Here is a 20,419-nt window from a genome sequence, read left to right as displayed (position 1 = left end):
GATGCCCGCTTCCGAGCAGCGTGAGACGACAGATACGGCCGACGTCGTGGTCGTCGGCGGCGGCCCCGCGGGCTGTGCAGCGGCGATATTCACCGCCCGATACGGTCTCGACACCGTGGTCTTCGACCGCGGGAACGCCGCGCTGCAGCGGTGTGCGTACGTCGAGAACTATCCCGGATTCCCCGGCGGCGTCGGCGTCGAGACGCTTCTCGACTTGCTGCACGCCCACGTCGCCGACGCGGGTGGCGAACTCGTCTCCGACATGGTCGTCTCGGTCGACCGCGCAGGCGACGACCACGAAGCCGAGACGCGATTCGTCGTCGAGACGCAAGATGGGCGACGCGTCGCCACCGACGCCGTCTTGGCTGCCGCGTGGTACGACGGGTCGTATCTCCGTGGTCTCGACGACGAAGACGCGATGTTCGAACGCCACGACCACCACGGCGAGGAACACGAACACTTCGACCCATCGTACTCGGACGAAGACGGCAGAACGCCGGTCGACGGGCTGTACGTCGCCTCTCCGTCCGGCCAGCGAAACGCGCAGGTCACAATTTCCTCGGGGCAGGGTGCACACGTCGCCCGATGTCTGCTCGAAGACCGCCGCCGCGAGCAGGGGTATCCCGGCATGCTCGCAGACCACTACGATTGGCTCCGCCCGGAGACGGAGTTCTCGGGCGAGTGGGGAGACCGAGACCGCTGGCGCGAGTGGTTCGACGGCAAAGTGCCCGAGGACTGCGACGTGAGCGACGACCGACTCGCCGACCTCCGGGAGTCCTACATCGACCGCGCGTTCGAGACCCGTCGGAGCGACGAGGAAGTCGAGGCGATGGAGGACCGCGGTATCGCACGACTCGTGGACGTAGTCGGCACCGACCGCGTCCTCGACGCCCTGCCCGAAGACGAGATTCGAGCGTATATCGACTCGACTGACGGTAAGCGAGAGTCGACCGATGAGGGAGCGGCGGTCGGCGAAGACCGAGAGGCAACCGATGAAGACCACACAACCGACAGCGGGGTGAACCAACTGTGAGCGACGCACACCGAACCGAGTCGCAGTCGGCGAACCCATTCGGATGGATAGACGGCTCGCTCGTGTCGCTCTGTCTCGCGTCGATTCTCGTCGTGTTCATCGGAGGACTCGTACAGGTCAGCCTCGGCGCGTTCTCGATGAGTCTCGCCGAGGCGTGGCAGGCCGTCTTCGACCCGGCGGTCGTCTCCAACCCCGGTGTGTGGATGTCGCTCCTCCTCGGTGGTGGGCTCCCCGACCTCACGAAGCAGACGCTCGTCGTCTGGACGATTCGCGTCCCGCGAGTCTTCGTCGCGATACTCGTCGGGGCGAACCTCGCCGTCTCCGGAGCTATCTTCCAGGCGATTACCCGCAACGAACTGGCGAGTCCGTTCATCCTCGGCGTCTCCTCCGGGGCTGGACTTGCAATCTTGCTCACACTCGTCGTCTTCTCCGGGTTGTCGGCGTTCCTCCCGATTCTCGCCGCACTCGGCGGGGCGACCGCGTTCGCCATCGTCTACGCCATCGCGTGGAAGAACGGCACGTCCCCGGTTCGACTGGTGCTGGCCGGTGTCGTCGTCGGCACCGTGTTCCAGAGCCTCCAGACAGGGCTGTTCTTCTTCGCCGACGACCTCGGCGTCGTCCAGTCTGCCCTCGCGTGGACCACCGGGTCGCTCACGGGGACCGACTGGGAACAGGTCAGAACCGCCCTGCCGTGGTCGATATTAGCCATCTTCCTCGCGCTCGCGGGGTCGAGACAGCTGAACGTCCTCCTCTTGGGCGAACAGACCGCGCGCTCGCTCGGGATGTCTATCGAGAAAGTTCGGTTCGCCCTCGCTGGCGTCGCCGTTCTCGCGGCCGCGGCGAGCATCGCCGTCGCCGGCATCGTCGGCTTCGTGGGCTTGGTCGTGCCGCACCTCGTTCGCAACATCGTCGGCAGCGACTACAAACGGCTCATCCTCGGGTGCGTCTTCGCGGGCCCCGCGCTGATGGTCGTCGCCGACGTCGGCGCGCGACTCCTCTTGAGCCCTTCGCAACTCCCGGTCGGGGTCGTCACTGGGCTCGTCGGTGGCCCGTACTTCCTCTACCTGATGCGAAAACAACAACAGCTGGGGGAGGTATGATGTCAGGGATGGAATCGGAACGAGACGCGGCCGCCGATGGCCAGACAACCGACGCCTCGGAAGCGCAGACGGAGGAGGTTGCAATGGCGGCTCCCGACGCCGCAGCGTCCGAGTCTGACGTCACCCGAGAGTCGAGCGAAACCGAGAGCGCGCTCGTCGGCGACAAGCTCTCGCTTTCGTATCCGACGAGCGATGGCCCGGTCGTCGAGTGCGACCGAATCGACATCCCGCGCGGTGAAGTGACGGCGCTTGTCGGCCCGAACGGGTCCGGCAAGAGTACGCTCTTGAAGTCGCTCGCCAAGCAACTGTCGCCCGACGAGGGACACGTCTACCTCGACGGCCAGAAACTCTCCGAGTACGACGACGGAGCCTTCGCTCGGGAACTCGGCTTGCTCTCACAGGAACACGACTCCCCCGGTTCGATTACAGTCGAGAAGCTCGTCTCGCACGGTCGGTACCCGCACCGTGGGTTCTTCGAGCAACTCGACGAGGACGACCAGCAGGCTATCGACCGCGCTATCGACCTCGCGGGAGTCGACCACCTCCGCGACAGACAGGTGTCGAGCCTGAGCGGCGGACAGCGTCAACTCGTGTGGATTGCGATGGTGCTCGCACAGGACACCGACGTACTCCTGTTGGACGAACCGACGACCTACCTCGACTTGCACCACCAGTTGCGCGTCTTGGAGACGGTTCGCCAACTCAACGAGGAACGCGGTGTCACGGTCGCCGTCGTCCTCCACGACATCGCACAGGCCGCCCGCTTCGCCGACTACCTCATCGCAATGCAGGACGGTTCGGTCTACGACTGGGGGCCGCCGACCGACGTCGTCACGGAAGAACTCCTCGCGGACGTCTTCCGCGTGGACGCGACGGTCACGTACACGCCGGACCCGAGCATCTTGCCGAATCGGTCGCTGTAACCGCTGTTCAACACCGACGGCGGAGCGTCGTCCGCAGTCTCGCTTTCTTCGGCCCACGGCGGCGGGCTCAGCGTCGTCTCGCCGAGCCGGCCGTAGGTCCATTCGAACTGCACGCGAACGGGGCCGTCGCTGGTGAAGTGGACGTACGTTACCATCGCATCGGCGACGAATCCTTGTTCGTCTACGTACGCCACGAACCGATAGTCTCGAACTGGGCCGTCGCTGTCGATGGACGGTCGCGTCTCGCCTTCGATGCGGTAGTACGTGTTCGTGCCACTGCGGACCTTCCCCGTGACGTTCGTCTTCAGCGTGGCGAGATACTGACCGACGAGCGTCTCGTTCCGCTGTCCCGGGTCGAACTCCATCGGCGGCGCGGACGCGTTGCCGCCGATACGACGAACGCGCTCGGTTCCGTTTTCGCGCTCGGCGACGTGCCAGTCGGTTCCGTCGTAGTAGACCGCTCGCAGGCGAACCTGTGTGCGACCCGCTTCGACGTTCTCGGCGACCAGATATCGGTCTCCGGCGACCGTGACGTCGGTATCGTACTGGACGCGCGTCCCGTTCGGGTCGTCGTCTCGGGGTCGGTACTCGTCTATCCACAGCGTGTACGACTGGTTTTTGAGGGTGGTCTGGTGGGCCGCACTGAGTGCCGTCAGGTTGGTGATTCCCGTCGGGCCGACGCCCGGAACGTCCGCGAGGTCGCCAGTGCCAACTGGTTCGAGTGGCGGTCGCCCTCGTTCCTCGGGGAACATCGGCGGCGACACCAACGTATCACCGAATCGCCCCGTCCCGTCTGCCGGTGTTGCGCTCACGGAGTCCGCTACGCCATCGCCAGATTGGGCTGTCGTTTGGGCCACGTTGCTTCCGGGTTGGCCGTCTTCGCCGAACGGACTATCGACGAGACCGAGTGCGACTGCCGCACCACTCACGAGAAGGATGGCGACGAGAAGTGTTGCAATTCCTCGGGTCGTCCGAGGTGTGTCGGGTATCAGGCTCCGACCGACGCGGACCCCACGGGCGACGGGACCGGCGACGCGACGCCCGACACGAGAAATGCGCCGTCGAACGTGCTCGACACGGTACCGCGTGCCCGTCCACCCTGACGGCTGCAGCCCATCGAGCGGTGCACCGAAGTGGCGCTCGCAGAGCGCGTCGGCCACGTGGTGGTCGAGCGCGTACAGGAGCATCTCGGAGAGCGCAGTCACGTCGAGGTGTCGAGCGTCGTATCTGTCGGCGAGTCGTGCCCCGCGACCGTCGTTTCCGAAGGCGGCGACCGCGTCGATTTCCGCCTTGGAAACGGTGGAGTCCGGAGAGCGGAACCTATCGCGACGGCGGCCGGAGACGGGGAGAATCGTCGTGCGTCGGCCGCCGCGAGTCGCCCGCACGACCGCGCCATCGACTCGCGTCTCGAACCCGCGGGCTGCCCAAAGGTCGGCGACGAACGCGAGACACGCCTGCGTGTCGAGGCGTCTGAGGTTGCTGGCGACGAGCGAGAGACGGGTCTGTTCGGACACGGATTGCTCGCCGCGTTCCCCCTGTCGGGGTTCCATCGTCTCTCCCGTGAGAGACGGGTCGAAGCGCCAAAGGCGCTGTTACGGACAACCGACAGGACGCATCGACGCGATAGAAATTAGCCAGTAACCGGGCTGAATACCGAATCGAAGACCGTCTGGACCGGTCCGGCTACACCGAGTACGTCGAAGACGACGAGGAGATAGTAGACGCTGACGACGAGCATGACCGCGCCGGTGACCCGGTTGATTGCCGTGGTGTGGCGAGCGAACCAGCGAGTCACCTGTCGGCTGTAGCGCTCGGAGACGAGTGCGAACGCGAGAAGCGGCGCGCCGATACCGAGGCCGAACGCGAGAAAGCCGAGCAGGCTCTCGGCGGCCGTGTCGAACAGGACCGGCACGCGAGCGAAGAACAGCGCGATGAATCCGGGATTACACGGGAGGATGATGGCTCCGAAGAAGAATCCGTAGGAGAACGCCGAGAGCGCCGGATGTCTGGTCTCCGGGGGTTCGATAGTGGGAATCCGGGTGAATATCTTCGCGTCGGCGAGGAGCGCGAGGCTCACGACGAACAGGATGCCGAACGCGACCGGGGAGACGACGGCGACGACGGCGGTGAGTGAAATCTCCAAGAGGAGCGAAAACAGGACGCCGACGCCGAGCATGAACGTCACCGCACCGAGCGTCACGAGCACGCCGAGGACGGCGATTGGGAGGCCGGTGGTCGCTGAGGTGTCGCCGGTCGTGCCGGCGTCGCTGCCACCCTGTCGGCTCTGCCGGGCCAAATACGCGAGAAACCCGGGATACAACGGGAGCGCACACGCTGCGGTCAGCGGCGTGCCGACGCCGATGACGAACAGTTCGAGGAGTTTCGTACCGAGCCCCATCAGCACTCAGAGACTTTCTCGCGGAGGAACTCGGTGGTCTTGTGGCCGTTCTTGAGACGGGTCGCCGTCCCGTCCGGACAGACACGAAGCATCGGGACGGTCGGCGCGCTCGCCATCGACGAGCCGAACTCGTCGGTGAGACTCTTGGTCACCGGTTCGGGCGAGACGGCGTATCGCCAGTCGAACCCGTGGCGCTCGGCGTGCTCGCGGACCTTCTCGGCGTCCTCGTTCGGGTCGATGTCGAGGGCGACAGTTACCACGTCGTCGCCGACCGCCTCGTGGAACGAAATCATCTCGTTTTGCTGTCGCAGGCAGTTCGAACACCAGACGGCGAACGTTTCGAGGAGGAGCGGGCGGTCGAGAAGCCCCTCGATAGTGAACGTCTCGCCTGTGAGTACGTCGGTGAGTTCGGTGGTTCGCCACGCGCCGTCACCGGCCGACCCACCACCGTCCCCACTACCGCTATTTTCACTGCCTCCGCCACTTCCGTCTCCGCCGCCTCCGCCCGCTGACCCCGACCCACCGCCGAGGCAACCGGCGAGGCCGACTGTCCCTGCACCCGCGAGTTGGAGGAATCGTCTACGGGTTCCCACTCGCGGTTGCTCGCGGGACTCCCGTCGAGTCTGTTTCCCACGTTCTCCTCCTCGACGACGTCCCACTCGCGATTGCTCGCGGGACTCCTGTCGAGTGTGCTCTCTTGTCATTGGTGTGTAGGAAGGGCGTCAGCGGGTAATTCTGCTCCGGAAGGGTAGCTAGCGCGCACAACCGCTTCGGGTGGCGTCATCGCTCCCGGGAGTGTGCCGCTGCCGGGGTGCGGGCGGGTTCGAAGCGGTCTCGGTAGTCTTCGACGTAGTCGCGGACAGTCCGCGGTGGCCGACCGAGGAGTCGTTCCACGTCGTCGGTCACGCGGCCAGCGAAGCCGAATCGCGCCGTGCTGTAAATGCCGACCATCAAGAGGACGTACGAAAGCGGGCGGTCTCTGGAGAGCATTCGACGGACGAACGCCGGAATCGACGGGTCGGCGTAGGTGATTCGGCGGTCGAGAACGTCGGTGAACACCGCTGCAACCTCGTCGTATCGGAGTGCCTCGGGGCCGGTGAGGTCGTAGGCCTGTTTGTCGTGACGGTCGTCCGTGAGCACGACGGCGGCGACGGCGGCGACGTCGCGCGCGTCGACGAAACTCGTCTCGCCCGAGCCTGCGGGGACGAAAATCTCGTCGTGTTCGACGACGTCCTGTCCGTGGACTTCGTGGAGGTTCTGCGTGAAGAACGATGCGCGGAGGAACGTCGAGCGAACCGCCGACTGCTGGATGTGGGACTCGATACGGTGGTGCGGGATGAGGACGTTCTTGTCCGCTCCGAGTGCCGAGAGATAGACCACGTGGTCGACCCGGACGCGACTCGCCGCGTCGACGAACGCCGTGACCTGTCTCTGTTCGACACCCGGCGGCCTGACGAGGAAGGTGGCGTCCACTCCGTCGAGCGCGGCCCCCCACGTTTCCGGTCGAGCGAAGTCGAACTCGACGACGTGCTCGTCGCTGTCGCTGTCGCTGTCGCCAGCCTCTCGAACTGACTGTGGCCGTCTCGTTCCGACACGCACCTCGACGTCGTCGCGCAACTCCCGGACGACGTGCTGGCCGACGGTCCCCGTTCCCGCGGTGACCAACACGCGTTGTGCTGTCACGCCGCCCCCACCTTCGGCAGGTCGTGGACGTACAGGTCGTCTTCGACGCAGTCGAGGAGGAATGTCGCCACGTCGCCGCGGTCGATTGACTCGAACCCGAGGTCGATGTCGCCGTGGCGGTACGCGCCGGTTGCGTCGCCATCGGTGAGTCGCGGCGCGCGCACGACGGTCCATTCGAGGTCGCTCGCTCGGACGCGCCGAACGTGTTCCGTCGCGTCGTCGAGAGCCTCGCCAGCGAGCACTTTCAGCAGCGTTCCCATCACCTTCCCCGAGAGGGAGACGGACTCGCCGTCTTTGCGGACGCCCGCGCCGACGAGCGTGACGTACCGGCTGACGCCTTCGTCACGCATCGCCGCGACGACGGTGTCGCCCGCGACGGTGAGCAGGTCGTCTGGCCCCGACTTCGTCTGGCCGAGGACCGAGACAACGGCGTCGGCGTCGCAGACGGCATCTCGGACACCGGTCCCCTCGTAGGCGTCGCCTTCGACGACCGTCACCGACTCGTCTGTCACCGGGAAGCGGTCGGCGCTCCTGACGAACGCGACCACGTCGTGTCCACGGGCGACTGCCTGTCGAACGAAGGGGACGCCGGTCCGACCGGAGGCCCCGAACACTGTGATTCGCATACCAACGATACGGATGTTGAAGTGAAATACTTGCAACTTCGAATCTTCGAAGTATCGGGGGTCTCAGAGCTTCTCAACCAGTCTGACTGCGCACTGGTGCGAGTGCTCATTACGGATGACGGCGTACGGAGAGGTGTGACTGAGATGCCGCCCACGAACGAGGATTCCTCCGCGTCCGAGACGCCGACCGAACCCGACACTGGCGAAGAACTCACGCCCGACACTGGCGAAGAGCCAACGGCCGAAATCGGCGAAGAACTCACCCGCGAGGAGGCGGCCGCGTTGCGAGCGTCGTTCGACCCCGAAGAGCGAGCGCGAATCGAGAATACGGTCGCGTCGCTGCTTTCGGTGCTCGGAAAAGTCCACGCGATGTCGATTCTCAGCGCCTTCGCGTTCGCGGACGGGCCACTGCGGTTCAGCGACCTCGAATCGGACCTCGACGTCCCGCCGAACACGCTCTCGACGCGGTTGCACGAACTCACGCAGGCGGGGTTGCTGACTCGGCGCGCCTACGACGAGATGCCACCGCGAGTCGAGTACGAACCGACAGAGAAGGGCAAAGCGCTGTTTCCGGTGTTCGCCCACCTTCACCACTGGGCCATCGAGTACGACGTCTGACCGTGATATCCTTACTCGCCGACGCGCTGGCTTCCGACGCCTTCGTTCCCGCCGAATTCGACCGCCACGTCGGCCGGTTCGCTCTGACAAACCGCGGTTTGTAGCCCTCGCTCGGCGACGTTTCCGGCGTGGGCGGCCGTCCGGCGAATGCTGTCGAGCGCGTGGGTGTACTGGTACTCGGCGTCGGCCGCGTCGAACAACTCGCGTTCGAGGGCGTCGACGCGCTCGAACACGTCGTCCCGCGCTTCGAGCACCGACTGGGCGTCCTCGACGCTCCCATCGTCGAAGACGGCGTCGACAGCCGACTCGACCGCGTCGCGGGCGCGCTGGGCGACCGCCGACACTTCCTCGGCGAGTGGGTCACCGAGCGGGTCGTCGACCGCGGTCGCGACGTCCGCGATTCGTTCGGCGTGGTCGGCGATGCGTTCTAACTCGCGTGCGGTCTCGTGGAGTCGAAACAACTCCCGGCGGGTCTCGCCGAGCGCGTCGACTTCGTCGAGGCGTTCGAGACTCCGGGTGAAGTGCCGCTCGACCATCGCGTACAGTCTGTCGGCGCGGTCGTCCTGGTCGGCACCGCCCACGGCGGGCGCGTCGCTCGTCAGTGCAGTGGTCGCCTCGCGGTGCATCGACAGCGCGACGAACTGTAGTTGGCGAATGGACTGCCGAACCGACACCTCTGTCGAGTCGAGGACGTTTCGCACGACGACGTGTGACGCCGACTCCTCGACGATAGTGACACCGACGAGGTTGCGAACGACGCTGCGGATGACTTGTTTCTGGCTGCCGGTGAACTCGCTACTGCCGGCGAGGACGACTTCACTCGGTCCGGCGGCGTAGGCCGCGCGGAGGGTCTGTTCGAGGTGGGCCGTGTCGCCGCATTCGGTTTGTATTTCCACTGCGGCGACCGTGTCCAGTTCGCTCTCTGGCGGCTGAATCACGAGCAGGCCGTCGATGTGCGTGTGGAGGTCGACGACCGTCCCGGCGGAGATACCGACCGAATCCGCCCAGTCTCTCGGCAGTGAGACCGTGAACGTCCCGTTGCTGACTTGTTGTATCTTACGTGTCTCCATGGTTCTCGGTGTGCGAGTCCGCGGCGGTGTCGGGGGACCAGTGGCTCACTGCCGCGGGCGGCCGACCGTTCGGGGGTCGGCTCGGTGCCACTTTCCTCACCCGAACTTGCCGCTGATGTAGTCTTCGACGCGTTGGCTCTGTGGGTCTTCGAACACTTGCTCGGTATCGCCGTACTCGACGAGTTCGCCGCCCGTCAGGAACACGGCGGTTTGGTCGGAGATACGCGCCGCCTGCTGCATGTTGTGGGTGACGATGACGACGGTGTACTGCTCCGAGAGGTCGTGGACGAGGTCCTCGATTTTCGAAGTGGCAATCGGGTCGAGTGCGGACGCGGGCTCGTCCATCAAGAGCACGTCCGGTTCGGTCGCCAGCGCGCGGGCGATGCAGAGTCGCTGTTGTTGCCCACCGGACAGTCCGAGTGCGTTGTCGTCGAGGCGGTCTTTGACCTCGTCCCAGAGGGCGGCTTGCGTGAGCGAGCGCTCGACCAGTTCCTCGACTTCTTCGTCGTCGCTCCGGCCGAGGAGGTTCGCGAGAAAGCCCGTTTCGAGGTCGCCGTGCTTTCGCGGCCCGTAGGAGATGTTGTCCCGAATCGACTTCGGGAACGGGTTCGGTGACTGGAACACCATGCCCACGCGCTTGCGGAGTTCGACGAGGTTGATGCCGTCCTGATAGATGCCCTCGCCGTCAAGTTCGACGGTGCCGTCCACACTGGCCGCCTTGATGCGGTCGTTCATCCGGTTGAGACACCGGAGGAACGTGGACTTCCCACAGCCCGAGGGGCCGATGAGCGCGGTCACGCTGTTTTCGGGGATGTCCATCGAGACGCCCTTCAGCGCGTGGTCGTCGCCGTAGTAGACGTCGAGGTCCTCGACGGCGAACTTCGCGTCGCCTTCGAACTCGTAGTCGGTCCACTCGTCGCGGGTCTTCTCTCGCGTCTCGCCAGCCGTGACTTCGAGTGGCTGGCCGGAACGCTGCATCTCGATGTCGCTCGTCTGCGCCGATTCTGCCGCCTGCTCCGTGTCTGTCGATTGTGTCGTTTCAGTCATTGGTCACTCGTGCTGTAATTTCCGCCGGAAGTAGTACCGGGTCGCGATACCCACCGCGTAGAAGCCTAAGACCACCACGAGCAGGATGAGCGCCGTCGCCCACCGGAACTGTTCGATGTTCGCGATGTTCGACGACTGCCCGACGCCCGCGGTGATAAGCGAGTACAGTTGGTACGGCAGTGCAGATGTCGCCTGCAGAAGTTCGGGGTTCTCCACGAACGGCGGCGACGAGATGAACTGGAAGCCGCCGATGACGTCCACCGTCTGACTGCCCGGCGGCGCGACGCTGCCGGACATAGTCAGGAGAATCGGCGCGGTCTCGCCTGCGATGCGGCCGACGCCGAGGATGATACCCGTGACGATACCGGGAAGTGCTGCGGGCAGGACGATGCTGCGAATCGTCTGCCACTTGGTGACGCCGAGGGCCGCGCTCGCGTCGCGGTACTCGTCGGGAACCGCCAGCATCGCCTCGCGGCTGGTGATGACGACGAGCGGGAGGAGCATGAACCCGAGCGTGAGCATCCCGGCCAAGAGCGACTTCCCGTTTCCGAGACGCGGAACGAGGAAGGCGAGACCGAACAGCCCGAAGACGATACTCGGGGTGCTCCAGAGGCCGTTCGTCGCGATTTCGACGACCTGCGTGAAGCGGCCGTGTTCGGCGTACTCGGTGATGAACACCGCCGCGCCGACGCCGAGCGGGACGGCGAACAGCACGGCTCCGATGACGAGCCAGATGGTCCCGGCGATAGCCGGGAGGACGCCGTTGACGTCGTTGAGAAGCGCGACACCGTTCATCACGAACGGCCACGAGAGCGGCCACGCGAACGTGAACCCGAAGAGGGTCGTCTCGGGTCCGGTTCCGAGGCCGAACGAGAGACCGTTGAACAGCCCCGGAAGGCCTTTGAACACGGTGAACGCGACGAGGAGGAACAGGACGGCGATGATAGAGAGCGCGTTCAGATAGACGAGGAGATACGCGCCCACGTGTCGGCCGCGAGCACCGAATCCGCCGTAGGATTTGGCGGCTCCCCACGCGACGAGGAGCGAACAGAACGCCGTAATCACCGGGATGGTGAACTCGGCGTTGAACGACGCAGACTGTTCCCATCCGAGGTCCCAGACCCACCCTGGGCCGATGAGACCGGTGACGAAGACAGCACCGGCAAACACCGCAAGCAGACCCGCCGGAAGCGTCGAGCCGATGTCTTCGCGGGGAAGCGCGGTGACGGCGAACGCCAACCCACCGGTGACGAACGCGACGCCACCCCAGCCGATGGTTCCGAGTCCGAACGTCTGAGAGGCGACGAGGCCACCGACGACGAACCAGATGCCCGAGAAGGCGACTGCCGCGACCAAGCCCGCGGACGGTCGCGGGTTGGTGGCGACGTAGCCGAGTCGCGACCCGACGCCGAAGCCGACGACGCCGAGACCGAGCAGTAGCAACAGCGCGCCGAGCAGCGCGACCATCGGGACGCCCGCGAGGGTGTCGGTAATCGTGACGAGTTCGAACAGCGCGGCGAGCGAGAGCGCGAACAGGATTGCGGCGACGCCTACCGCGGCCGCCGCGACCGCTTCTGTCTCGGAGGTGTCTTCGCTGACGAGTTCGGATTCGACTGCGCCGGCCATTATTCGGCACCTCCGAGCTTCTTCCGCATGCGCGCCTCGATGTACTGCGACCCGATGCTGAGGAACAGCACCGTGACGAACAGGATGACACCGGCGACGAACAGCGCCGAGAGTTGCAGGCCGTCGGCGTCACCGTAGTTCGCCGCGATGAGCGAGGTCAGGGTGTCGTTTCCGTAGAAGACGTTGTACAGTGGCTTCGTGAGGCCCGGACTCCCGCGGAGCATCACGGTCGCGGCCATCGTCTCGCCGATGGCGCGGCCGACACCGAGGAGTACCGCCGCCGACACGCCCGAGAAGGCGGCCGGAAGCGTAATCGAGGTCATCGTCTGCCAGTCGGTCGTGCCGAGCGCGAGCGACCCGCTTTTCATGGATTCGGGGACGCTGTTGAGGGCGTCTTCGGCGACCGAGACGACGGTCGGAAGCGCCATCAGGCCGACGACGACGCCGACGAACAGGTACGTCCCCTGTCCGACGATGGAAAACTGGTCCGACGCCCACGGGCTGAGGATAGTGAACCCGATGAATCCGTAGACGATAGACGGGATTCCGGCGAGAATCTCGACGCCCGGTTTGACGACTTCGCGGACCGCTCGGGGCGCGATTTCGCTCAGGAAGAGCGCGGCCGCGACGCCCAGTGGTGCGGCCACGGCCGTCGCGATGATGGTGACGAGGACGGTCCCGTGAATCATCGGCACCAGCGAGTACCGAATCGGTGGCGAGACCGGACTCCAGCGGGTGTCGATGAAGAGTCGAAGCCCGGGGATGGGGAGTCCGAACACCGTCACGGTCGCGTACTCGACGGTCGGCCACGCCTCGACGAAGATGAACACGAGGATGAGCCCGAGTATCAGAATCGTCGAGACGGTCGTCGTCAGCGTGAGGACGCGCGCGGTCAGTTCTTGATGTCTGAACCAGCCGTAGCCCGACGCGACGAGGAACACCACGAACGGGATGGCTGTGAGCGACGACACGGCGAGAAAGCCAACGAACGCGGCGAGAAGTGCCACCGAGGCGACCGTCACCGTGACGAGTGCCTCCGGGTCGGCTTCGTCGACGAAGTCACGCCCCCGCTGGACCTCACGCCGTGCTGCGGCTCGCAGGTCGCCGGCGTCTTTGTCTGGCAGTATGGTCATGATTGAAATTGAAATGAATGGTGAAGAACGAGTCCAGGCCTGTGCTGCGTGCGGACCGGGAGCTTACGCCTGGTCGGGCAGCTTCGCCTTCTCGGCTTCGAGGTCCTTCGTCGGAAGCGGGATGTAGTTGTTCGCCTCGACGAACAGCTCCTGGCCGAACGTCGTCAGGAACATGTTGATGAACGCCGCTTCGCGCTTGTCGGTGCCGTTGGGCGTCCCCTCCGTGATGGTCGTGTACTGGTGCAGGTCACGGTTGAGCGGGTAGGCGCTGTCGAAGATGGTGTTCTCGGCGTCCTTGTCGGGCTCGAAGAGCGTGCCTTCGAACTCGATACCGACGGGCTTGACCTCCGGACCGGTGAACGCGAGTGCCATGTACGCGATGGCACCTTCGTTCTGCTGGACGACCGTCTTGACCTGCTGGTTCTGCCCCTTCCGGGTGTCGACACCTTCCATCGACGCCTCGGCGTCACCGAGCATGTTGAGGCGGAACGAGGTGTCCGTACCGGACCCTTCCGCACGGCCGACGACGTAGATTTCCTTGTCCGGGCCGCCGACGTCCTTCCAGTTCGTGATTTCGTCCTGGTAGATTTTCTTGACTTCCTCACCGGTGAGTTCCGTGACACCGGCGTCGAAGATGTCCTTCGAGACGACGACGGGCTGGCCGTCGCGGCCGACGACGTGGTCGACGTACTTCTCGTCGCGCTCTGCTTCGCTGATTCCGAGTTCGGCCGTGATGGGACCGGAGGAGTTGCCGATGTCGACGAGGCCGTCGCGGACGGACTTACAGCCGGTACCGGAGTGGCTCAGGCCGATGCTGGTCGCAAACGGCGGGTTCGCCTGCGTCTCGGTCGGCTCGAAGCCGTACAGGCTCGCGAAGTAGTCTGCGAGGCGCATGTCTGGCTCACCGAGTTCGGACCAGCCGGGGACGGTGCCCTCGGAGCTCGAACCCCAGTACTCACCGTCGCTCGGCGGCGCGTTGGAGTTCCAGTAGGAACTGCCTTTGTTCGCGATGGGGTAGACCGTCGAGGAACCCTCGGCGGTGAGCATCTCCGGCTCGTTGTCTTCCGGCTTCGCGGTCTCTTCTTCGGTTTCGGGGGCGTCCGTCTCCGCTTCAGTTTCGGGAGCATCGGTCGCTGCGTCCGTCTCCGAACCCGTGGAACCGCTACACCCTGCCAGGCCAGCGAGGCCGGCGGCACCGGATGCGACGAGGAATTTCCGACGTGATACGCTCTCTGTAAGCTGCTTGGAGTCGCGCGCCATCACCAGCACCGACCCGTGATATAATAAAATGCGTTTATAATACTACTTTAGTCCAATAGTATTCGACTGTAGTAATAAAGAGCGGTATGACGCCGCTAATACAGCACGTGACCACTACAATCACGTATGATGGAACCCGAGTGCTACGTTCTGATATATATTCTCTGACCGATAGAATGTAGAATGCGGCGGTCAGACGACTCCAAATATGGACGACGGAGCCAGCGACACCCCGAAGCGCATCGTCGGGCTGTCGAAAGACGACGCCGTGGACGCACTCCTCGCCGAAGACGAGTCGCGTGACCCCGAGTACGTGCGCGCTGTCCTCGACCACGTGACTGACGACGACGGTGCTGTCACCCAGTCGGCCGTGGACAGTGCCGTGACGGACACGTCGATGATGCTTTCGACGGCCGAGACGCGCGTCGAACTGGCGGAAATCGCGCTCTCGGAGGCCGAAGAAGAAGCCAGCGACGTCGCCGACGTGGACGCTGTCCGAACCCGTCTCGACTCCTTCGAAGAGACCGTCACCGCGGCCGAAGAGCGAGTCTCTGCACTCGGGTCCGAACTGCAGTCGCTCTCGCACTGGCAACGCGACGACCGCCCTGTCTTCGACCTCGTGACCGAACTGCGGGATGTCGCCTCGGACGCCCAAACGGTCCAGATGGCGGCCGACGACACGCAACTCGAACTCGAAGACTTCGAACGCTGGCTGGCCGACCACGACCTGCGTCGGCGCGACCTCGACACCGACGTGGACGCGCTGGAGCAGTCGCTCGACGACATCTCGCGCACGCGAGAAAAATTGTCAAATGAGGAGTATAATGACGACGACGCGGCCCACGCGTGGTACGAGGCGGCGCTCCGGTGTCGCGTCGTCCCGCTCCTCGTCGCCGACGTGCGGGCGGAACTCGACGACTTGCGGGAGTTGGCGAGCCGAGACGACGTCGACGAGACCGGCGGCCTGGACGACATCGGCGAGCGACTCGACGACATCGACACCCGAGCTGAACGGCTCACCGAACAACTCGATTCGCTCGCACAGTCGGCGTGGACAGACCGCTACGGCGACGCCCTCGACGCGTTCCAGTCGGCTCTCGACGAGTTCGAACCCCCGGTCTCGTGGGGTGCGGTACAGGAGGCGCTCGACCAGTATCGGCAGGACCCGTCCGCGTAGCGACGATTCAGGCGACGACCTGTCTCTGAGGAGCGGAACAAACGTCTATTTCGGGTGGAACCGACGCGACCACTGCTTCGCGTCGAATATCTGCTTCAGGTCGAACGCACGGGCCACCCATTTCAGGTCGAATCCGACCACACTATTCGAGGTCGAACGAGAGGTCGCCGCGAACACGAAACATCTCGAATTCAAGGCCGAGCGGGACTTCGACCGACTGGGGTGTCTCCGGCGACACGGTCACGGTCGCCGACCCCTCGCGTTCGTTTCCACCCGACGACCCGACCACGTTGAGGGTTCGCGTCTGTGCTTCCGTGCTCGAATTACACATCTCGACGACGACGAGCGTCTTCCCGTCGTCGCCTTCCATGAAGTCGAAGTCGGTGATTTGGATGGGTTCTGTCGTCGCCATAGCTGGCTTACGACCCGATAGTGTAAAAACAATGACTTAAATTCCGGGGGTGACCCGCTTCTCGGAAAGACTGTCGTCGCGTGGTTTAATTCGCCGTCGGAACGTGGGTTCTCACCAGCATCCGGTGTTGACTCGTCGTGCCAGTGGGGTCCCTCTGACGAGACCCCGAGGGCGGCCGAGCGAGGCTCAGCCACCGAGGAAGCGCTGGCGCACTTCGTCGTCGCCGAGGAGTTCGGTCCCCGGGCCGTCGTAGGCGTTCTCGCCGTTGACCAGCACGTAGCCGCGGTCACAGCGGCGCAGCGCCTCTTTGGCGTTCTGTTCGACCATCAGGATGGCCGTCCCGGCGTCGTTGATTTCGTCGATTTTGTCGAACATCTCGTCGACGAGGTCGGGTGCAAGCCCCGCCGATGGCTCGTCGAGGAGGAGCAAGTCTGGGTCGAGCATCAGCGCGCTACCCATTGCGAGCATCTGGCGCTGGCCGCCGGACATGGTGCCGGCGCGCTGCCGCTGGCGCTCTTCGAGGATGGGGAAGCGGTCGAACACGGCTTCGAGCGCTTCGTCGGCCGACTCCTCGTCGATGTACGACCCCATTTCGAGGTTCTCGCGGACGGTCATCGTCGGGAAGATGTTGTCCGTCTGGGGAACGAAGCCGATGCCGCGACGGATGATTTCGGGCGTGTCGATGCCCGCTATCCGCTCGTCGCGGAAGGTGATGGTGCCGTCCATGTGGGTGGTCAGTCCGAAGACAGATTTCATCGCGGTCGATTTGCCAGCCCCGTTCGGGCCGACGATGGTCACGTACTCACCGTCGTCGACGTGCATGTCCACGTCGGTGAGAATCTGGAGGTCGCCGTAGCCAGCGTCCAACCCGGTAATTTCGAGCATTTAGACCTCCTCCCCGAGGTAGGCCTCGATGACGCGGTCGTCACTCTTTACGTCCGCCGGTTCGCCCGACGTGAGGACCTGTCCTTGGTGCATGACGACGACGCGCTCGCACGTCTCCATGATGACGTCGATGTCGTGCTCGATAAAGAGGAAGCTGTACCCCTGCGATTCGAGGTCGTGGATGCGGTCGAGAATCTTCTGTTCCAGCGTGGGGTTGACGCCCGCCAGCGGTTCGTCGAGCAGAATCATGTCTGGTTCGGTGAGGAGGACGCGGGCGAGTTCGAGCAACTTGCGCTGGCCGCCCGAGAGCGTCCCCGCCTTCGCGTCGAGGACGTGGTCGATTTCGAGGAATTCGGCCATCTCGGTTGCTTTCTCGCGGACGCGCACTTCGTCGGTGGCGAACTCGTCGCCGCGGAGCCACGCCTGCGTCAGGCGCTCGCCGCTCTGTCCGCGCGGTGCCAGTTGGAGGTTCTCGCGGACGGTCATCTCCGGGAGTTCCCGCGGAATCTGGAACGTCCGGACGAGCCCCTCCTGTGCGACTGCCGAGGGGCGCTTCCCGGTGATGTCGCCGTCGGCGAATTCGACGCGACCCGCGTCGGGGGTGAGCGCGCCGGTGACGCAGTTGAAGAACGTCGTCTTCCCCGCGCCGTTCGGGCCGATGAGGCCGGTGATACCCTCGCCGACGCGCATGTCGAGGCCGCCGATGGCGGTGATGCCGCCGAAGTGCTTTTCGAGGCCCTGTACGTCGAGAATCGGGTTGTGAATCTCAGTCATCGCTCGCACCTCCCCGGCCGAGATTGATGTCGTAGTCCTGTTCGCCGAGCATCCCCTCCGGCCGGTAGTAGAGGATGACGATGAGCAGCGCCCCGATGAGGATGAGCCGCAGCGCCGCGAGTTGCTGGGCGTACTCGCTCGGGAAGAAGTCGTCGAGGAAGCGCGTCCCCGAGTTGATGACCCAGAAGACCGCGGTTCCGAGGACGACCCCGCGATTATTCGCGGTGCCGCCGATGATGACCGCCGTGTAGGCGAAGAACGTCACCGTCGAGGCGAACTGGGTCGGGTCGATAAAGCCGATGTTGGCGGCCCAGAGGCCACCCGCGGCACCCGCGAGTGCGGAGCCGAACATCAGACTCTGAATCTTGTAGCGGAACGTCGGCTTGCCGAGCGCTTCGGGAACCGACTCGTCTTCGCGCACTGCGCGCAGGACGCGTCCGTACGGGCTGTTGACCGTGCGCTCGACCCAGAGGTACGCGCCCACGAGGAACGCGAGCGTGAACAGGAAGAAGAACCGGTCGTAGTCCAGTCCTCCTGCCGAGCCTGCAGTGGCGTCGTAGAGCCAAAACAGGTTGAGGAGCAGGTCTGCGGTCTCTCCGTCGGCCACGAGCGCGACGAGTGGCTGGCCGAGGTACCACAGCGTAAAGAGGAGCGCCGACGCGAGCGCGAGCAGCGCGCCGATGTGGTCGGTCTCCGTGAGCGCCGCCCGCCCCGCGACGACCGACCCGACCAGCAGCACGAACGCGATGGTGTTGTCCACGTTGAGGGCGAGCACGCCGAGGTCGACGACGAGCCCGGTCATCGTCGTGATGACGAAGACGACGCTCCCGGCGAGCGCGAGGGTCGCGCCGGTCCCGAGCAGTGCCGGACGGACACCGAGCGGGCGGACGACCTTGGCCGTGCGGTAGGCCGCGTAGCCGAGGATGGCCACCGACGGCAGGCCGAACAGCAGGAGGTTCAGCTGGAAGCTTCCCGTTCCGATGGGGAACACACCCGAGAGGGGTTCGTGAACCTCTCGGATGCCGAACGCGCCGTTGAACAGCCAGCGCTCGTTGTGGAAGACGGCGTTCAGGATGGTGGCGATGCCGAGCGCCGTGATGGCGAGGTAGTCCTCGCGGAGGCGTATCGTCGGGATACCGACCAGCAGCGAGACGAGTGCTGCGGCGGCCATTCCGACGACGAGCGCGACGAGCCACCCGAGCAGGTCGCCGCCGGGGACTCCCGCGAAGGCCGTGGCGAGACCGAGTCCCGTCAGGCCCTCGTAGGTCTCAGAGAGACCCGCTGGCATGGCGACGAAGACGGTGACGTACGCGCCAATCATGAAGTACGCCACGTGGCCGAAGTCGATGAGGCCGGTGAAGCCGAACTTCACGTTGAGTCCCAGCCCGAAGAGGCTGTAGATGGTGACGAACGTGAGCAGACTGATGAAGAAGTCAGCAAGCGCCATCAGACGTCACCCCACAGGCCCTCGGGCTTGACGAGCAAGACGCCGATGAGGATGACGAAGGCGATTGCGGTCCGGTACGTCGCGAACTCCGCGGGCAGGAGGAAGACGCCCACGTCCATCGAGACGCCGATGATGAGACTGGCGAGCACCGCCCCGTAGGGGGAGGTGATGCCACCCATGATGACGGCGGCGAAGATGGGAAGCAGGAGTGAAAAGCCCATGTTCGGATTCAGGTTGCTTGCGAACCAGCCCGTCAGGACGCCCGCGAGCGCGGTGAGAAGCGCCGCGAGAACCCAGACGACGAGCTGGACGCGGTCGATGTTGACGCCGCGAATCTCTGCGAGCGCCATGTTGTCGGCGGTGGCGCGCATCGCGCGCCCGGTCTTGGTCCCCTTCAAGAGGAGGTTCATGGCGAGCATCGTCACCAGCGTGAGGCCGATGATGACGCCGTATTTGATGCTGACGCCGACGCTCGTCGACCAGACCGCGGCGTCGATGGTGTGCGGTGCGCCCTGCAAGACCGTTGCGAGGGCGGCGAGGGCGACGATACCCGACGCGACGCCGAAGACGCGCGGCGAGACGAGATGCACCGTCTCGAAGGAGGCGTCGTCGCTCCGCCAGCGGTAGACGCCGACGCCGACCGCGGCCGCGACGACCACAATAGCGAGCAGCGAGAGCCAGCCGTATCCCCACTCACCGAGCGTGACGAGGTCGCCGGCCTGTCGCTGGACGGTCTGGACGCTCAGCCCGTTTCCGGTCAGGTAGAGTTCGACGTTGGTGTTGGTGACGCGCTCGGTGTCGTAGTTGATGTTCCCCGAGCCGACGAGGAACAACACGACGTTTCTGAGGACGAGCGCGAGGCCGAGCGAGACGATGACCATCGTGATGAGGTCGGCCCCTTTCGAGCGGAACCGCCGGAAGATGGCGACCTCGTAGATTGCCCCCGTACTGCCAGCGACGGCGACGCCGAGGATGCCCGCCGCGATGAGCGGGAGGCCGCCGAACTCGGGGACGAAGGGAATCGCCCCGGGTTTGTTGAGCGCGAGCGCGAGGTACGCGCCGATGGTAATCATGTCGCCGTGGGCGAAGTTCGGAACCTCCGCGATGGAGTAGATAAGCGAGAGGCCGAGCGCGCCCGCCGCGATAATCATCCCCGTGATGAGTCCTTGTAACAGCGCGTCGAGGAGGCCCGCCGATGCCATCAGCG

19 protein-coding genes are annotated in these 20,419 nt (G+C 65.0%); 5 read left to right on the top strand and 14 right to left on the bottom strand.

Translation table 11 applies throughout. The features are described 5' to 3' along the window. Position 1: 1 nt before the first annotated feature. From KU306_RS04175 to KU306_RS04165, 3 genes are all read left to right on the top strand, one after another. Entirely contained in the window at positions 2-1,033 is a 1,032-nt protein-coding gene (locus KU306_RS04175) for an FAD-dependent oxidoreductase (RefSeq protein ID WP_258302972.1), read from the top strand. Next, a complete protein-coding gene (locus KU306_RS04170) occupies positions 1,030-2,133 on the top strand; it encodes a FecCD family ABC transporter permease (RefSeq protein WP_007540710.1) in 1,104 nt (367 codons plus the stop codon). Before KU306_RS04175 ends, KU306_RS04170 begins: the two co-directional genes overlap by 4 nt. Positions 2,134-2,216: 83 nt before the next feature. Continuing rightward, the gene (locus KU306_RS04165; protein ID WP_241429815.1) at positions 2,217-3,056 is read left to right on the top strand and encodes an ABC transporter ATP-binding protein; all 840 of its coding nucleotides are present in this window, start codon (positions 2,217-2,219) and stop codon (positions 3,054-3,056) included. A gap of 1,630 nt (positions 3,057-4,686) precedes the next feature. On the opposite strand, the gene KU306_RS04160 is transcribed toward KU306_RS04165, so the two are convergent. The 4 genes from KU306_RS04160 to KU306_RS04145 all read right to left on the bottom strand — a co-directional run bounded on the left by KU306_RS04160 (position 4,687) and on the right by KU306_RS04145 (position 7,763). After that, positions 4,687-5,454: a cytochrome C biogenesis protein gene (locus KU306_RS04160; protein ID WP_258302971.1), complete on the bottom strand. Its 768-nt coding sequence runs from the start codon at positions 5,452-5,454 to the stop codon at positions 4,687-4,689. Continuing rightward, positions 5,454-6,047, bottom strand: coding sequence for a TlpA family protein disulfide reductase (locus tag KU306_RS04155; protein ID WP_258302970.1), 594 nt, complete (start codon positions 6,045-6,047; stop codon positions 5,454-5,456). Before KU306_RS04155 ends, KU306_RS04160 begins: the two co-directional genes overlap by 1 nt. A 187-nt stretch (positions 6,048-6,234) precedes the next feature. Continuing rightward, a complete protein-coding gene (locus tag KU306_RS04150) occupies positions 6,235-7,137 on the bottom strand; it encodes an NmrA family NAD(P)-binding protein (protein WP_258302969.1) in 903 nt (300 codons plus the stop codon). Continuing rightward, positions 7,134-7,763: an NAD(P)-dependent oxidoreductase gene (locus KU306_RS04145; RefSeq protein WP_007540720.1), complete on the bottom strand. Its 630-nt coding sequence runs from the start codon at positions 7,761-7,763 to the stop codon at positions 7,134-7,136. The genes KU306_RS04150 and KU306_RS04145 overlap by 4 nt, the downstream gene beginning before the upstream one ends. Before the next feature lie 144 nt (positions 7,764-7,907). Between KU306_RS04145 and KU306_RS04140 the strand changes: the two genes are divergently transcribed. Further along, positions 7,908-8,381, top strand: coding sequence for a winged helix-turn-helix transcriptional regulator (locus KU306_RS04140; RefSeq protein ID WP_258302968.1), 474 nt, complete (start codon positions 7,908-7,910; stop codon positions 8,379-8,381). Positions 8,382-8,392: 11 nt separating this feature from the next. Here KU306_RS04140 and KU306_RS04135 read toward each other — a convergent pair whose 3' ends face one another. The 5 genes from KU306_RS04135 to KU306_RS04115 form a co-directional block, all read right to left on the bottom strand. Continuing rightward, positions 8,393-9,451: a phosphate uptake regulator PhoU gene (locus tag KU306_RS04135; protein WP_258302967.1), complete on the bottom strand. Its 1,059-nt coding sequence runs from the start codon at positions 9,449-9,451 to the stop codon at positions 8,393-8,395. A gap of 96 nt (positions 9,452-9,547) precedes the next feature. Next, on the bottom strand, positions 9,548-10,498 hold the full coding sequence (pstB, locus tag KU306_RS04130) for a phosphate ABC transporter ATP-binding protein PstB (protein WP_258302966.1): 951 nt from the start codon (positions 10,496-10,498) through the stop codon (positions 9,548-9,550). A 3-nt stretch (positions 10,499-10,501) separates the two neighbouring features. Then, positions 10,502-12,124: a phosphate ABC transporter permease PstA gene (gene pstA / locus KU306_RS04125; protein ID WP_007540727.1), complete on the bottom strand. Its 1,623-nt coding sequence runs from the start codon at positions 12,122-12,124 to the stop codon at positions 10,502-10,504. Next, complete coding sequence (gene pstC / locus KU306_RS04120) at positions 12,124-13,257, bottom strand: phosphate ABC transporter permease subunit PstC (protein WP_007540729.1); 1,134 nt, start codon at positions 13,255-13,257, stop codon at positions 12,124-12,126. The genes pstA and pstC overlap by 1 nt, the downstream gene beginning before the upstream one ends. 63 nt (positions 13,258-13,320) lie before the next feature. Then, complete coding sequence (locus tag KU306_RS04115; protein WP_007540731.1) at positions 13,321-14,517, bottom strand: PstS family phosphate ABC transporter substrate-binding protein; 1,197 nt, start codon at positions 14,515-14,517, stop codon at positions 13,321-13,323. A gap of 208 nt (positions 14,518-14,725) precedes the next feature. On the opposite strand from KU306_RS04115, the gene KU306_RS04110 reads away from it, so the two are divergent. Beyond that, positions 14,726-15,694: a halo transducer protein gene (locus KU306_RS04110; RefSeq protein WP_258302965.1), complete on the top strand. Its 969-nt coding sequence runs from the start codon at positions 14,726-14,728 to the stop codon at positions 15,692-15,694. 142 nt (positions 15,695-15,836) lie between these two features. Here KU306_RS04110 and KU306_RS04105 read toward each other — a convergent pair whose 3' ends face one another. The 5 genes from KU306_RS04105 to KU306_RS04085 form a co-directional block, all read right to left on the bottom strand. Beyond that, on the bottom strand, positions 15,837-16,106 hold the full coding sequence (locus tag KU306_RS04105) for a hypothetical protein (RefSeq protein ID WP_007540735.1): 270 nt from the start codon (positions 16,104-16,106) through the stop codon (positions 15,837-15,839). 186 nt (positions 16,107-16,292) lie between these two features. Continuing rightward, positions 16,293-16,991 carry an ABC transporter ATP-binding protein gene (locus KU306_RS04100; RefSeq protein WP_258302964.1) on the bottom strand — a complete coding sequence of 233 codons (699 nt, stop codon included), beginning with the start codon at positions 16,989-16,991 and terminating at the stop codon, positions 16,293-16,295. Beyond that, entirely contained in the window at positions 16,992-17,765 is a 774-nt protein-coding gene (locus KU306_RS04095) for an ABC transporter ATP-binding protein (protein WP_007540738.1), read from the bottom strand. Further along, the gene (locus KU306_RS04090; protein WP_007540740.1) at positions 17,758-19,212 is read right to left on the bottom strand and encodes a branched-chain amino acid ABC transporter permease; all 1,455 of its coding nucleotides are present in this window, start codon (positions 19,210-19,212) and stop codon (positions 17,758-17,760) included. Before KU306_RS04090 ends, KU306_RS04095 begins: the two co-directional genes overlap by 8 nt. Next, on the bottom strand, positions 19,212-20,414 hold the full coding sequence (locus KU306_RS04085; protein WP_258302963.1) for a branched-chain amino acid ABC transporter permease: 1,203 nt from the start codon (positions 20,412-20,414) through the stop codon (positions 19,212-19,214). Before KU306_RS04085 ends, KU306_RS04090 begins: the two co-directional genes overlap by 1 nt. Positions 20,415-20,419 lie beyond the last annotated feature (5 nt).

Origin of the sequence: Haloferax larsenii (genome assembly GCF_024730625.1) — an archaeon.
GTDB classification, from domain to species: Archaea; Halobacteriota; Halobacteria; order Halobacteriales; family Haloferacaceae; genus Haloferax; species Haloferax larsenii.
Note: the sequence above shows the minus strand (reverse complement) of the source record. Positions and strands in the feature narration are given on the sequence as shown.

Coding starts and splice junctions, on each gene's coding strand:
- KU306_RS04175 (WP_258302972.1), top strand. CDS start 2: ATGCCCGCTTCCGAGCAGCGTGAGACGACAGATACGGCCGACGTCGTG.
- KU306_RS04165 (WP_241429815.1), top strand. CDS start 2,217: ATGGCGGCTCCCGACGCCGCAGCGTCCGAGTCTGACGTCACCCGAGAG.
- KU306_RS04160 (WP_258302971.1), bottom strand. CDS start 5,454: ATGGGGCTCGGTACGAAACTCCTCGAACTGTTCGTCATCGGCGTCGGC.
- KU306_RS04145 (WP_007540720.1), bottom strand. CDS start 7,763: ATGCGAATCACAGTGTTCGGGGCCTCCGGTCGGACCGGCGTCCCCTTC.
- KU306_RS04140 (WP_258302968.1), top strand. CDS start 7,908: ATGCCGCCCACGAACGAGGATTCCTCCGCGTCCGAGACGCCGACCGAA.
- KU306_RS04135 (WP_258302967.1), bottom strand. CDS start 9,451: ATGGAGACACGTAAGATACAACAAGTCAGCAACGGGACGTTCACGGTC.
- pstB (WP_258302966.1), bottom strand. CDS start 10,498: ATGACTGAAACGACACAATCGACAGACACGGAGCAGGCGGCAGAATCG.
- pstA (WP_007540727.1), bottom strand. CDS start 12,124: ATGGCCGGCGCAGTCGAATCCGAACTCGTCAGCGAAGACACCTCCGAG.
- pstC (WP_007540729.1), bottom strand. CDS start 13,257: ATGACCATACTGCCAGACAAAGACGCCGGCGACCTGCGAGCCGCAGCA.
- KU306_RS04115 (WP_007540731.1), bottom strand. CDS start 14,517: ATGGCGCGCGACTCCAAGCAGCTTACAGAGAGCGTATCACGTCGGAAA.
- KU306_RS04110 (WP_258302965.1), top strand. CDS start 14,726: ATGGACGACGGAGCCAGCGACACCCCGAAGCGCATCGTCGGGCTGTCG.
- KU306_RS04105 (WP_007540735.1), bottom strand. CDS start 16,106: ATGGCGACGACAGAACCCATCCAAATCACCGACTTCGACTTCATGGAA.
- KU306_RS04100 (WP_258302964.1), bottom strand. CDS start 16,991: ATGCTCGAAATTACCGGGTTGGACGCTGGCTACGGCGACCTCCAGATT.
- KU306_RS04095 (WP_007540738.1), bottom strand. CDS start 17,765: ATGACTGAGATTCACAACCCGATTCTCGACGTACAGGGCCTCGAAAAG.
- KU306_RS04090 (WP_007540740.1), bottom strand. CDS start 19,212: ATGGCGCTTGCTGACTTCTTCATCAGTCTGCTCACGTTCGTCACCATC.
- KU306_RS04085 (WP_258302963.1), bottom strand. CDS start 20,414: ATGGCATCGGCGGGCCTCCTCGACGCGCTGTTACAAGGACTCATCACG.